Here is a 14,586-nt window from a genome sequence, read left to right as displayed (position 1 = left end):
TTCTCTAAGAATTATCTCAATCAAAAAAATATTAGGATATTAAGAAGTGAATATAACTCGCTGGTAGCAAACAGGTTTAAAAAAATAAGAATTGTTTCAAATTGTAAATTTCAAGATATAAAAATAATAAAATACTCATAAATTGATAATCTTTATTAAAGTTTTAAGTAATACTTATAAAGCATGTAAGTGTTGATACTTACATGCTTTTATATTATTTACTCTTTTTCTATAAAGTTTTTATTCATAAATTCTACAGTTTCTGTTAAATCTGGATCGGGTTTAGGAACTTCATTGATCCACGCATTCAATAAACTGTGTGCTACGGCTAATACAACAGGGCCAATAAACAGACCAATCATACCGAGTGTTAAAATACCACCGATAACACCGGTCAAAATCAGTACCATAGGTAGGTCAGCTCCCATTTTGATGAGGAATGGACGTAGTACACCATCCATCGTCGCCACAATCCCACCCCAAATGATCATGACGATACCCCATGTAGTATCACCGGTCCAAAATAGCCATAGAATAGAAGGAACCAGAACGAACAAAGGTCCTAATTGCGCAAGGCAGCAAATAAACATCAATACCGTTAACACTGTGGCATAAGGCACACCCGAAATACCTAAGCCAATACCACCAATAACGGCTTGGATCAGCGCAGTTAACACCACACCCAGCGCCACTGCGCGAATTGACATGGAGGCTAATAAAATGGCTGCATCACCCCGTTGTCCGGCAAGACGCACAGCAAAATGGCGTAACCAAGCAACAACATTTTCACCTTGTAAAAAGAGTAATCCTGAAAAAAGTAACATGACAACTAAGTGAAGCGCAAAACGGCCAATATTTAAGGCTTGTGCAAAGAACCAATTTGCTGCTTGTCCAATATAGGGTTGGATCTTCGCCATTAAGGCATTACCACCAGAAACGAGAATAGAGTGCCAAGTTTCATAGAGCGTATTACCAACCATGGGGATCTCTTTCAACCATAGCAGTTGTGGTGGTTGAATATCTGAAGGTGATTTTGCTAGTTCAATCAATGGAGCACTGTTGTCAATAACACTACTAATTAACAAAATAATAGGAATGACGAAAATCAGTAATATTAAAATCATCATGATCATGGTTGATAGCCAGCGATATTTTACTCGTTTTTCTAAAATAATGAGTAAAGGCCAAGTGGCAACCACTATCATGCCAGCCCAAATAAAACCAACGATAAAAGGATTCAGGATCCAAAAACTACCGATAATAAAAAAAGAAATAAAAAGAACAGTGAATAAAATTTTGGGTATATCTGTATGGATCTGCGGTTTTTCCATGATTTTAAATCCCTACACGAATAAAATGCTAAAAGCAGATGAATAAACATGGCAAATATCATGTTGTTTATGTCACTACGCAATTTGCCAGAATTGTATGATAAGGTGAACAGGTATCGGTCTGAAAGTGCAAATTCAAATTATTGCACCTCTTGGCATACATTGAGATAGTTTTAATAAAGCAATGTGGATAAATTAGATTAAAGAGCTATAACAAATGATCCCACGTATATCGCAAGCACCGCAAGTCAGTGAACTCACAACCGAATTTTTAAATACACTCCGACAAAATGGTTTTACAGGTGATATATCGAGCACTTATGCCGATAGACTCACTATGGCAACAGATAACAGTATTTATCAGTTGCTACCACAGGCGGTTATTTTTCCTCGTTCTACAGCGGATGTGACTATTGTAGCACGTTTAGTGGATGAACCTCGTTTTCATTCCCTCTCTTTGACACCAAGAGGTGGCGGAACCGGCACTAATGGTCAAGCGTTAACCGAGGGTATCGTGGTGGATTTATCTCGTTATATGAAACGTATTATTGAGATAAACCCAGAACAGCGATGGGTAAAGGTAGAAGCCGGTGTGATAAAAGATGAACTTAATCTGTTTTTAAAACCCTATGGTTTCTTTTTTGCGCCAGAACTGTCTACCAGTAATCGTGCGACATTAGGGGGAATGATCAATACCGATGCTTCAGGGCAAGGCTCTATGGTATATGGCAAAACCTCCGATCATGTATTAGGCGTCAGAGCCGTTTTGCTAGGCGGAGAATTGCTTGAAACTCGCGCGATGGACAGCGCTTTAGCTGAAACTATTGCGAAAGAAGATTCTGCTGTTGGTCGGATATATCAAACGGTATTATCCCGTTGCAAAGCACAACGTCAGCTTATTCTCGAAAAATTCCCTAAACTGAATCGCTTTTTAACGGGCTATGATTTACGCCATGTGTTTAGCGATGACATGAAGCATTTTGATCTTACGCGTATTCTAACCGGCTCAGAAGGGACTTTGGCCTTTATTACCGAGGCAACACTCGATATTACCCCCATTCCAAAGCAGCGCAGTTTAGTGAATGTGAAGTATGACTCATTTGATTCCGCATTGCGTAACGCGCCGTTTTTAGTAAAAGCAAAGGCGCTTTCTGTTGAAACTGTTGACTCCAAAGTATTAAACCTTGCTCGAGAAGATATTGTCTGGCATTCCGTTAATGCATTGATTACGGATGTGCCCGATAAAGATATGCAAGGGCTAAATATTGTTGAGTTTGCCGGTGATGATAAAACACTGATTGCCTCACAAGTGGAAGATTTATGTCAGCGCTTAGATAAGCTGATGAATAATGGCGAAGGGGGCGTTATCGGTTATCAGGTTTGTGATAACCTCGCCGATATTAACCGTATTTATGCCATGCGTAAAAAAGCAGTAGGGCTATTAGGTAATGCTAAAGGGCATGCTAAACCCATTCCTTTTGTTGAAGATACCTGTGTGCCACCAGAGCATTTAGCGGATTATATTACTGAATTTAGGGCATTACTTGATAGTTATCAGCTCAATTACGGTATGTTTGGTCATGTTGATGCTGGCGTATTGCATGTGAGACCTGCTTTAGATATGTGTGATCCGCAACAAGAACAACTCATGAAAACCATTTCTGATGAGATTGTTGCATTAACGGCGAAATATGGTGGCTTACTATGGGGGGAGCATGGAAAAGGCTTTAGAGCGCAATATAGTCCAGAATTCTTTGGCGAAACCCTTTATCACGAATTACGTCAAATAAAAACGGTGTTCGATCCTCGAAATAGACTTAACCCAGGGAAAATATGTCCTCCTCTCGAGGTTGAGGCGCCAATGAAACAGGTCGATGCTATTAAACGTGGCACATTTGATCGCACCATTCCTGTATCGGTTCGCGAAGATTTTCGCGGTGCATTAGAGTGTAATGGTAATGGATTATGTTTCAACTTTGATGTTAAAAGTCCAATGTGTCCTTCTATGAAAATAACTGGACAACGTATTCATTCACCTAAAGGCAGAGCGACATTAGTCAGAGAGTGGTTACGTCTACTTACAGAGCAAGGAGTAAGCCCTCAGCAGTTAGAAACAAGTCTTACAAATAACAAACCTAGCTTACGGGGATTGATTGAAAAAACACGCAATACATGGAAAGCTAAACGTGGAGAATATGATTTCTCTCATGAGGTAAAAATAGCAATGAATGGTTGTTTAGCTTGTAAAGCGTGCTCTACACAATGCCCGATTAAAATTGACGTGCCATCATTTAGAGCCAAATTTACTCAGTTATATCATCAACGCTATCTACGTCCGCTAAAAGATCATATTGTGGCAAATGTCGAACTCACCACACCGTTAATGGCAAAAGTACCAAGTCTGTTTAATTTCTTTATTAAGCAACCATTGGTGCAATCGTTGAGTAAACGTACTATTGGTATGGTAGATCTGCCTCTATTGTCATCTCCGACATTAAAGCAGCAGTTAGCTGGACATAGCGCATTAGCGATGACCTTGGAAGAGTTAGAGCAGTTATCAGAAAAGCAACGAAGCCATTATGTTATCGTGGTACAAGATCCATTTACCAGTTATTACGATGCCAAAGTGGTTGCTGACTTTATTAAGTTGATTGAAAAAATTGGTTTTAAACCTGTGCTATTACCTTTTTCACCTAACGGAAAAGCACAGCATATTAAGGGCTTTTTACAGCAATTTAGTAAAACTGCACAAAAAACAGCAACGATGCTTAATCGAGTTGCACAGTTGTCCATTCCGATGGTAGGAGTCGACCCCGCTTTAGTCCTTTGCTACCGCGATGAATATCGGGAGATATTAGGGGATAAACGCGGTAACTTTAAGGTTCAACTGGTTCATGAGTGGCTAAATCAGTTAGTCAGTGAGCCGATTGAGATCTGCGAAGATGCTGAAAAATGGTATCTTTTTAGTCATTGTACTGAGTCAACGGCATTACCGCAAAGTATGCAACAGTGGCAAGCGATATTCCAACGTTATGGTCAACCACTTGAAGTGGTAACTACGGGGTGCTGTGGTATGGCGGGCACTTATGGGCATGAAGTGAATAACTATAAAAATTCATTGGGAATTTATCAACTGTCATGGGGAAATGCATTGAAAACACTCCCTACAGCACGTTGCTTGAGTACCGGATATTCTTGTCGTAGCCAAGTAAAACGTATTGATAATATTGAGTTAAAACATCCACTACAGGCGCTTTTGGAGATTATGCAATGATATGGAAACGAAAAACAACATTAGGACAACTTAATCATATTAGCCCAAATAATATGGTGGGGCACCTTGGTATAGAACTCACCGCACTGGGTGAGGATTATCTTGAAGGCACCATGCCAGTAGATCAGCGTACTAAACAGCCTTTTGGTTTATTACATGGTGGCGCCTCTGTGGTATTAGCTGAAACCTTAGGGTCAATTGCTGGCTATTTATGCACCGAAGGTGAACAAAAAGTGGTGGGTTTAGAAATTAATGCCAACCATATGCGAGCAGTAAAAGAAGGGGTTGTAAAAGGTATCTGTAAACCTATTCATTTAGGTCGTACACATCAAGTATGGTCAATAGAAATTTTTGATGACGCTGACCGTAAAGTCTGTATTTCACGTTTAACAACTGCGGTTATTGTTTAATTCGTTAATCAATAATAAACGCCTAAGGTTATTATTTTACTTTAGGCGTTTTTTATTTATTGAAATGAGGTCATGTGAAAAAATTATCTTTATTTAAGTTTAAATTTTAATGATAATTATTATCTTCATTATTATTAATAGTAAGAAAAAATGACATCAACCATTCTAAATTATAAAAGCGTTTTTATTTTAATCGGTAGTTTATTACTTACAGCATGTGATAACGAATCAACTCACAATAAGAGTGAAGAGATAATAAATTATCCTGTACGTACTATGTCGGGGTTTAATATCGCGTATCCAACTTCATTCTCATTAAATAGAGAGGATACAGAACACTATTTTCAATTATTACCTGATCATGTCCAAGATGCCACATCACAGATGTTAGTTTATCAAGCCAAACCAGTATGTCAGTTATCAGAAGTTCGTTTAGTTTATTTTAAACTTGACGATATGATGAGCTATGATATTGATTCAGGAGCACAGGGTATCGTTGATAATATTTCCACTATTGATGGCATGAAAGAAACTTCAACAACAATAAAGCCTTTCACAGTGTCAGAAATGCCAGCTCGACAAATTTTCTTTGAAGGAAAGTTGTCTAATCAGAAAGTGAGCTATGAAGGGGTATTAATTGCGGATACTAACACAAATCGTGTATGGCAATTACAATTTATTGCTGAAAATAAAAGTAATAATAATCAAGAAGTTATTGATTGCACTAATAGGTATGTGAACTCAATTAGTATCAATCAATAAGTCATAAAAGCACACAATACAATAAGAAGTTATCACAAAAGTGGTGCTATCTTACCTATCAGTATAAGCATAAAAAGAAAATATTTTGCGATTATCAATTGTTGATTTTTTATGCTTTTTCTCTACATTTCAGTGACAAAGGTATAAAATGTATTTGCTTTGCAACTTTTATGCGTATTGTGCGAAATAAAGGAATTTAAAAAAGTTTTATTTTTGTAATGAAAAAAGATAAAAATTGTTACATTTCAATTTATTAAGCGCTATATTTAACAATTAAGAAGCAAAAAAAGAGCAATTTTTAAACGATTTTATAATATCCTTTCAAAAGACAGGGTTGAAGTGATAAGGGTTATCATTACCATTAGAGTCAGGAAAGATATTAATCTCCTTTCGAAATGAGGTCAGTAATGACAAACAATGTTGAAACTTTTTCTCTAAATGATACTGCTTGGCAAGGCATTGTGCTGACTGATAGTGCAGCGAAACATATTTGCCAATTAGTGGAGAAAAACCCTGAAAGTCAGGGACTTTCCTTAAGTATTAAGCCATCAGGTTGTACGGGCTATGGTTATGTTATTGAGCTTGCAGCAGGCCCCTCAGAGGACGATCTTGTCTATGAACATAATGGCGCCAAGTTATTTGTTGCATTAAAAGCCATGCCATTCATTGATGGTTTAGTTGTTGATTATGTCCGTGAAGGACTTAATCAGATGTTTAAATTTAATAATCCTAAAGCTCAGAACGTCTGCGGATGTGGTGAGAGCTTTGGGGTATAACATAGTGAAGTCAGATTATGTCTCAGAGCAATGTTGAAATTGGTGATGAAGTTCAAGGCTGGCTCAGTGATCATCACTATAAAGAAGGGTTCTATACCGATATCTCAACCGATACATTAGATAAAGGGTTGAATGAAGCGGTTGTGCGAGCTATTTCAGCTAAAAGAAATGAGCCAGAGTGGATGCTAGAGTTTCGTCTTGATGCTTATCGTCATTGGCTAGAGATGGAAGAGCCTCATTGGCTAAAAGCAGATTATCCATCGCTGAATTATCAAGATTATAGTTATTATTCAGCGCCATCTTGCGGTGCTTGTTGTGCCAATGGCAGTTGTGCTAGTGGTAACAATGAAGCAGTCTCAACACAAGAAACCCAAGATTATTTAACTAAAGAAGTTGAAGACGCATTTAATCAGTTAGGCGTGCCAGTAAGAGAAGGGCAGTCAGTGGCTGTAGATGCTATTTTTGACTCAGTATCGGTTTCTACCACTTATCGTGAAGAGCTAGCTAAACATGGTGTTATTTTCTGCTCCTTCGGTGAAGCGATTCAAGAATATCCCGAATTAGTACGCCAATATTTAGGTACAGTTGTTTCTAGCCACGATAACTATTTTGCGGCACTTAATGCGGCGGTCGCTTCTGATGGTACCTTTGTTTATATTCCTAAAGGTGTTCGCTGCCCTATGGAATTATCCACCTATTTTCGTATTAATGCGGCACAAACAGGCCAATTTGAACGTACGATTTTAATTGCGGATGAAGGAAGTTACGTCAGTTACATCGAAGGGTGTTCAGCACCTGTACGTGATAGCTATCAGCTGCATGCTGCCGTTGTTGAAGTTATCATTCATAAAGATGCCGAAGTGAAATATTCCACGGTACAAAACTGGTTCTCTGGCGGTGATAGCGAAGGCGGAATTCTTAACTTCGTCACTAAGCGTGCCCTTTGTGAAGGTGAGAACGCTAAAATGTCGTGGACTCAATCTGAAACAGGTTCAGCGATCACTTGGAAATACCCAAGTGTTATCTTAAAAGGAGATAATTCAACGGCTGAATTTTTCTCAGTGGCACTGACCAATGGTAACCAACAAGCTGACACGGGAACCAAGATGATCCACATCGGTAAAAATACCAAATCAACTATTATTTCTAAGGGTATTTCTGCGGGTAAAAGTCAAAATAGTTATCGCGGTTTGGTGAAAGTGTTACCTGGTGCGCAGAATGCACGTAACTACACACAATGTGACTCAATGTTAATTGGCACAGAGTGTGGTGCTCACACCTTCCCTTATGTTGAAGTCATGAATAACTCAGCACAATTAGAGCATGAAGCGACAACGTCACGTATTGGTGAAGATCAGTTATTTTACTGCCGTCAACGTGGATTAAGTGAAGACGATGCAATCTCAATGATTGTCAATGGATTTTGTAAGGACGTGTTCTCAGAATTACCGCTGGAATTTGCTGTAGAAGCACAAAAATTATTAGCAATCAGCTTAGAACATAGCGTTGGTTAACCATTAACCAAATTCTGGGTATAAAAATACCGAAGGCATATATTATGTTAGATATTAAAAATTTACATGTCAGTGTTGAAGGCAATGAAATTCTTAAAGGATTAGATTTGCAAGTACGTGCCGGCGAAGTGCACGCTATCATGGGGCCAAACGGTTCAGGTAAAAGTACATTATCCGCAACCTTAGCAGGTCGCGAAGAGTATGAAGTTGATGAAGGTAGTGTGACTTTTAAAAACAAAGATCTACTGGAATTAGAGCCTGAAGAGCGAGCGGGTGAAGGTATCTTTATGGCATTTCAATACCCAGTAGAGATCCCCGGTGTCAGTAACCAGTTTTTCTTACAATCCTCAGTCAATGCGGTAAGAGAATATCGAGGCCAAGAGCCGTTAGATCGCTTTGATTTTGAAGATTTTATTGAAGATAAAATCAAACTATTGGATATGCCTCAAGATTTGTTAACTCGTTCTGTTAACGTAGGTTTTTCTGGTGGTGAGAAAAAACGTAACGATATTTTGCAAATGGCTGCCCTTGAACCTGAACTGTGTATCTTAGATGAAACCGACTCAGGACTTGATATCGATGCGTTAAAAATTGTCGCTAATGGTGTCAATAGCTTACGTGATGGTAAACGCGCCTTTATCGTGGTGACTCACTATCAACGTATCCTTGATTATATTAAACCTGATTATGTGCATGTGCTTTACCAAGGAAAAATCATTAAATCAGGTGATTTTTCATTAGCACAAAAATTGGAGGAACAAGGTTATGGCTGGCTTATTGACCCTCAATGAGAAACGTGAAAAACAGCATCAAGTAGAACAGCGTAATCAACAGGCATTAAAACAATTCTCTGCGCTATATCAACAGCGTAAAGGGGAAGATAATTTAAATGCACGTAATCACTGGCTACAAGTGGAAAAAGTGGGTTTTCCAGCTTATCGACACGAAGATTGGCATTATACGCCATTAGATGAGACGCTCAGTCAGCAATATCAAATGTTGCCACCTTTTGAGGTACAAGATTTAATTGAGCAACGGGCGCTCTCATTTGATTGCTACCGTATCGTGATGGTTAATGGTGCATTTTCACCGGCTGAAAGTAGTCAAGATTTTGGTCCATACCAAGTGACATTACTGGATAACCAAAGTGAATTACCGCAAGCCATTAATGGTGAAGTGTTCTTGCATTTAGTTGAAAGTTTAGCGCAACAGCCGCTATTCATTACCTTGAAAAAAGGCGTAGTGGCAGATAAACCGCTTTATATCCTTAATATTACACAAGGTCATGCAGGGCAAGAAGTTAACAGTGCTAACTATCGTTTCCATCTTGATGTTGGCGCTAATGCTCAGATGCAAGTGATTGAACACTATATTAGTAGTGATGGTGAAAACCGTCATTTTACCGGGGCGAGATTAACCGCCACTATTGGTGATAATGCCTCGTTCAACCATATTAAACTTGGTTTTGAAAATGGCATTAGCCAACATTTTGCCCATAACGATTTAAGCATTGGACGAGATGCTCGTGTTAATAGTTATGCATTCTTGTTGGGGAATAAACTGAGTCGTCATCATACTAGCGCTGCACTGACGGGTGAGAACAGTGAGCTATCAATGAATAGTGTGGTATTACCCAAAGCGAACGAAATTGCCGATACTCGTACTTGGCTCGTGCATGGTGAGAAAAATTGCCTAAGCCGTCAATTACATAAAAGTATTGCAATGGATGCAGGGAAAGCCGTATTTAATGGCATGATCACAGTCACCCCTCAAGCGCTGAAAACAGATGGTCAAATGACCAATAACAACTTGTTATTAGGTGATAAAGCACAAATTGATACTAAGCCACAACTTGAGATCTATGCTGATGATGTGAAATGTAGTCATGGTGCAACGGTTGGGCGTATTGATGATGAGCAACTATTTTATCTACGTTCACGAGGTATTGCGTTAAGTGAAGCTCGCAAAATGATCATTCATGCATTTGCTGCCGAATTAACAGAATCATTAGAAAATAGTGTGATCAAAACTCATGTTCTAGAGAGAATAAATCAACGCTTATCAGAGGTATAAAAAGGCATGATGACACATTCCATTGAAAAAGCGCGGGATGACTTTCCTATTCTTTCCCAGCAAGTGAAAGAAAAACCTTTAGTCTATCTCGACAGTGCCGCAAGTGCGCAAAAACCCGCTTGTGTCATGGAGCGTGAAAAACAGTTTGCCTTAACACAATATGCCGCGGTTCACCGCGGCATTCACACATTAAGTGCAAACGCCACCACCTTAGTGGAGAATGTTCGAAAGCAAGCAGCACATTTCTTAGGTGCAAAGAGCGAAGAAGAAATCGTTTTTGTAAAAGGAACGACAGAAGGGATCAATTTAGTCGCTTACAGTTATAGCCATCGTTTCCTAAATGATGGTGATAACATTATCATTACTGAAATGGAACACCACGCGAATATAGTGCCGTGGTATATGTTAGCAAAACAGTATGGTTTTCATGTCCGTGTTATTCCTCTGCTTGCTAATGGGCAACTCGATTTAGCGCAATTACCCCAATTAATTGATAACAGAACTAAGTTACTGGCGATCACTCATCAGTCTAATGTACTGGGAACCGTCAATCCTATTGCTGAAATTATTTGCCAAGCTAGAGAGTATTCGGCTCAGCAAGGGGGCGAGTTACATATTTTAGTTGATGGGGCACAAAGTGCGATGCATCAAGCTATCAATGTTAGTGCGTTAGATTGTGATTTTTTTGTATGTAGTGGCCATAAACTTTATGGTCCGACAGGGATTGGTTTGCTATATGGCAAAAAAGCGCTACTTGATGAATTACCTCCATGGGAAGGGGGTGGCGCTATGATAAAACATGTGCATATCAATGGTGATATTACCTACGCGGATGCGCCGTGGCGATTTGAAGCTGGAACGCCTAATATTATCGGTATCATTGGCTTAGGGGCAGCATTGGAATATCTTGCTCAATTTGGTATGGATAAGATTGCTGCATATGAAAATAGCTTAATGCAATATGCACAACAACAATTAACCAAAGTAAAATCATTAACGCTTTATGGTAATGAAGCGCGTCAAGGTGTGATAGCATTTAATTTAGGTAAGCATCACGCTTATGATGTGGGAACTTTTCTTGATAACTATGGTATTGCTATTCGTACGGGTCATCACTGTGCGATGCCAATTATGGACTATTATCAGGTTCCTGCCATGTGTCGCGCTTCGTTGGGATTATACAATAATAAAGCGGATATTGATGCACTGGTTAATGCGTTGTTACGCATTGAAAAACTATTAGGCTAACAATTAAAAAAGAGGTTATTCATGGCAATTGCGGCTTTGCCTGATGAAGCAAAATTATTACGCAATTTTTCTCGTTGTCAGGATTGGGAGCAACGCTATCTCTATATGATGGAGCTAGGAGAACGCTTACCACCATTAACAGATGAACAAAGAACGGCGGCTAATTTTATTGAAGGTTGTCAGAGCCAAGTCTGGATAGCGGTTGAATTAGATGAGCATAAACAGCTGATCTTAGCCGGTGATAGCGATGCGGGTATTGTTAAAGGATTAGTGGCATTAGTGATTATTCTTTTTCAAGGTAAAACGGTAGAGCAAGCTCTCGCCACTGATGTTAACCACTATTTCTCGACATTAGCACTGGAAAGTCATTTGACGCCATCTCGTACTCAAGGGTTACACGCTATGGTAACACGGTTAATGAAACGCTTTTCGGAATACACTGTAGCATAAATGTTACCCGATCCCATATTAATGTTCTAAACTGACTTATTATATGATAATCATAACGATGAGAATGTTATCATGATAATAGTCAGTTTATTTTATTGCTAACACACGAGATCAACAATGAAGAAATGGTTAACCTTATTGGGTGCATCGCTGTTAGGGATGAGCAGTCACTTAACTTATGCACATGAATACCTGCTACCTACGGATGGTTCACGTATCATTGGGGAAAATGTTTCTTACACCGTTCCTGATGATAAACGTTCTTTAGAAACGATCGCTGCACAATATCAAGTGGGTTTGCTAAATATGATGGAAGCCAACCCAGGTATTGATCCTCTATTACCCGAAGCGGGCAAAACACTACAAATTCCCTTACAGATGATCTTACCTGATACCGTGCGTAAAGGTATTGTCATTAATCTGGCAGAATTGCGCCTCTATTACTATCCCAAAGAAGGGGGAACCGTTGATGTCTATCCTATCGGTATTGGCCAATTAGGGCGGGAAACGCCTGAAATGGTGACATCTGTTTCTCAATTGATTAAAGATCCGACTTGGACGCCGACAGCCAATATTCGTAAAAATTATGCGGCTAAGGGGATCACGTTACCGGCAGTGGTACCAGCAGGGCCAGATAATCCAATGGGTGCATATGCGTTAAGATTAGCACACAGTCGTGGTGAGTATCTTATTCATGGTACTAATGCCGATTTTGGTATTGGCTTAAGAGTGAGTTCTGGCTGTATTAGATTACGTCCTGATGATATTGAAACACTGTTTAATGTGGTACCCAAAGGCAGTCGGGTTCAAGTGATCAATAAACCAATTAAATTTACTGAGACTGCAGATGGTAAGCAATTTATTGAAGTGCACCAACCACTCTCACAAAATGAAGATGACGATCCCCAGACGATGCCCCTAACGTTTACTAAACAATTTACGGCTTGGTATGAAAGTGGCAAAGTGGATAAAGCAAAAGTGGATGCAGAAATTATTCGTCGTTCAGGTATACCGGTCGATGTAACCGCATATTGATGATAGATATTCAATGATGAAAAAAAGCAGATACTTCATAGGTATCTGCTTTTTATTATTAATTAAAGCTGACTTAACGTTTTCAGCTTATTAAGCAGTCAAATTATTTTTTATAAGTAGTTACTTGGTTATCTAGACGCTGATTAGCACGAGCTGCTTCATCATAAGCGGCTTTTGCTTGAGCGTTAGCTGATTGAACATCACTACTTAGTTGTTGAACTTGCGTATTTAAACGGTTTACATCAGAAGAGATTTGGTCTAATTGTGCGTTGTTGCTAGAAGAACAACCTGCTAATAGGCCTGAAGCCAGAATTACCGCACCTAGTACAATTTTTGCTTTCATTGTGACAACCTCTATTATTAGTTTGTTTAAAGGAACAAGTAGCATTTTGTATGAAGCCACTAGTAAGTATGGCACAGTTATAAGAAAATACAGAATTTATTTATAACTAGCTATAACTACTTACTCTTTATATGACAATATGAAAAATAACCTACAACAAGCAAATAACCAGTATAAAAAATGCGTGTTATTTCACAAAAGATTTTTATTCGTAAAAGTCTGATATAAAAAATTTTTCTCCGTGCTAAACTAATCTAGTTTCTATCTAAAGCATTTTACAATGCCTCTTCCAAATTGACCTTAATAAAAACCGCGCTACTTTCATTTTTAAATGACTCAAGTGTGAACTTTTGAAAGTTTAAGTTGTTGTAGCCTCTGAAGAAAAAGATCCCCCGTTCTAAATCAGTTAGCGCCGTCCAGACAGAAAATTCACTAGTATGAAGTTTAGTTAGCGTATCATTACCTAATAGTGGATCAATGGTTGCATCTTTAGGGCGATCGAAGCGATTCATGATATGGGCAAGCTCAATAAGCTGTTTATCAGGATCAGAAACTTTGTGGTAATAGGTTGAATAATAAACTGCACGAATAAATCTATCTACAGAAGTATCTGAGCTAGGTAATGTTGCTAATGCAATACCACTATCAGGTTGGTTGATTTTAATACGACCTAATGTGCTACTGGAAACGTTGATATTAGAAAGATGAGTGTAGTTGTTTAAATTAGTTAAATGCCACGGGAAAATAGGGCCATTGGTCATGCAATAGGTAGGATTATCATAAATATGTAATTTACCATCAGAGACTTCGACAACAATACAATCACCGGTTTTATCATAAAATGCGTAATGGAAAGGGCTTGGTAAGTTACGTAACAATAATAGCTTTTGTGACCAAAAATGGGTTTGGGGGATAATCTCTTTTAACTCTTTAACCGTCGCATATTGTCCTAATGCCCACTCACCAATAGCAGCAATAGGAACAGAGCTTGCGTAATATTGGGGATCGAGATCATCTAACTTAGAGTTAGGTAGCATATTTAAGCTAAAAGAGAGTCCCTGACTATTTACACCTTCAAGTACATCTTTGGTACCCGATAAGTTAATAGGAGCGGTAATAGCCATAAAAGGATATTTAACGCTGTACTTTAATCCGGGGGTTCCATCAGGGGCATTTTGCTGAAAAGTATGACCTTGTGGATAATAAGCTAAGATAGACGTTGGCTCATCAGAAGAAAACTCCATTGTCCGACCATGATAAACACGTTTTTTCTTGTCAGTAATCGCAAGTGTTGTGCAAGCGAAGGGGTGTCGGTTATTTTCTATCATCTTTTTTTGTTCCTTATTAAATCAAATCTAAATTAAATAATT

Annotated in this window: 13 protein-coding genes; 10 read left to right on the top strand and 3 right to left on the bottom strand. The window is 38.8% G+C overall.

Going from position 1 to position 14,586, the window contains the following annotated elements:
• Nucleotides 1-218: 218 nt before the first annotated feature.
• Nucleotides 219-1,331, bottom strand: coding sequence for an AI-2E family transporter YdiK (gene ydiK / locus AACU98_RS13730; RefSeq protein ID WP_004243171.1), 1,113 nt, complete (start codon nt 1,329-1,331; stop codon nt 219-221).
• Nucleotides 1,332-1,548: 217 nt separating this feature from the next.
• On the opposite strand from ydiK, the gene ydiJ reads away from it, so the two are divergent.
• From ydiJ to AACU98_RS13680, 10 genes are all read left to right on the top strand, one after another.
• Nucleotides 1,549-4,605, top strand: a complete 3,057-nt coding sequence (ydiJ, locus tag AACU98_RS13725; RefSeq protein WP_004248177.1) for a D-2-hydroxyglutarate dehydrogenase YdiJ — start codon at nt 1,549-1,551, stop codon at nt 4,603-4,605.
• Entirely contained in the window at nt 4,602-5,015 is a 414-nt protein-coding gene (locus AACU98_RS13720) for a hotdog fold thioesterase (RefSeq protein ID WP_161734910.1), read from the top strand. The genes ydiJ and AACU98_RS13720 overlap by 4 nt, the downstream gene beginning before the upstream one ends.
• Nucleotides 5,016-5,165: 150 nt before the next feature.
• Nucleotides 5,166-5,777: a hypothetical protein gene (locus AACU98_RS13715; RefSeq protein WP_004250977.1), complete on the top strand. Its 612-nt coding sequence runs from the start codon at nt 5,166-5,168 to the stop codon at nt 5,775-5,777.
• A gap of 407 nt (nt 5,778-6,184) precedes the next feature.
• Nucleotides 6,185-6,553: a Fe-S cluster assembly scaffold SufA gene (gene sufA, locus AACU98_RS13710; RefSeq protein WP_004248176.1), complete on the top strand. Its 369-nt coding sequence runs from the start codon at nt 6,185-6,187 to the stop codon at nt 6,551-6,553.
• A gap of 17 nt (nt 6,554-6,570) precedes the next feature.
• Nucleotides 6,571-8,067, top strand: coding sequence for a Fe-S cluster assembly protein SufB (gene sufB, locus AACU98_RS13705; RefSeq protein WP_004243165.1), 1,497 nt, complete (start codon nt 6,571-6,573; stop codon nt 8,065-8,067).
• Nucleotides 8,068-8,111: 44 nt separating this feature from the next.
• Nucleotides 8,112-8,858, top strand: a complete 747-nt coding sequence (gene sufC, locus AACU98_RS13700; protein WP_004243163.1) for a Fe-S cluster assembly ATPase SufC — start codon at nt 8,112-8,114, stop codon at nt 8,856-8,858.
• A complete protein-coding gene (sufD, locus tag AACU98_RS13695) occupies nt 8,833-10,140 on the top strand; it encodes a Fe-S cluster assembly protein SufD (RefSeq protein WP_004243162.1) in 1,308 nt (435 codons plus the stop codon). Before sufC ends, sufD begins: the two co-directional genes overlap by 26 nt.
• A 6-nt stretch (nt 10,141-10,146) precedes the next feature.
• Entirely contained in the window at nt 10,147-11,388 is a 1,242-nt protein-coding gene (sufS, locus tag AACU98_RS13690) for a cysteine desulfurase SufS (RefSeq protein ID WP_004243160.1), read from the top strand.
• A gap of 21 nt (nt 11,389-11,409) precedes the next feature.
• Nucleotides 11,410-11,838 (top strand): cysteine desulfuration protein SufE, encoded by a 429-nt coding sequence (gene sufE / locus AACU98_RS13685; RefSeq protein WP_004243158.1) that lies wholly within the window; start codon nt 11,410-11,412, stop codon nt 11,836-11,838.
• Between the two features lie 117 nt (nt 11,839-11,955).
• Nucleotides 11,956-12,873, top strand: coding sequence for a L,D-transpeptidase family protein (locus tag AACU98_RS13680; protein ID WP_004243156.1), 918 nt, complete (start codon nt 11,956-11,958; stop codon nt 12,871-12,873).
• Between the two features lie 103 nt (nt 12,874-12,976).
• Here AACU98_RS13680 and AACU98_RS13675 read toward each other — a convergent pair whose 3' ends face one another.
• Together AACU98_RS13675 and AACU98_RS13670 are read right to left on the bottom strand one after the other, a co-directional pair.
• Complete coding sequence (locus tag AACU98_RS13675) at nt 12,977-13,216, bottom strand: Lpp/OprI family alanine-zipper lipoprotein (RefSeq protein ID WP_004248171.1); 240 nt, start codon at nt 13,214-13,216, stop codon at nt 12,977-12,979.
• 275 nt (nt 13,217-13,491) lie between these two features.
• Nucleotides 13,492-14,544 (bottom strand): linear amide C-N hydrolase, encoded by a 1,053-nt coding sequence (locus AACU98_RS13670; RefSeq protein WP_004248170.1) that lies wholly within the window; start codon nt 14,542-14,544, stop codon nt 13,492-13,494.
• Between the last annotated feature and the right edge of the window lie 42 nt (nt 14,545-14,586).

It is taken from the genome of Proteus sp. G4380, from assembly GCF_963885725.1.
GTDB classification, from domain to species: domain Bacteria; phylum Pseudomonadota; class Gammaproteobacteria; order Enterobacterales; family Enterobacteriaceae; genus Proteus; species Proteus mirabilis.
Note: the sequence above shows the minus strand (reverse complement) of the source record. Positions and strands in the feature narration are given on the sequence as shown.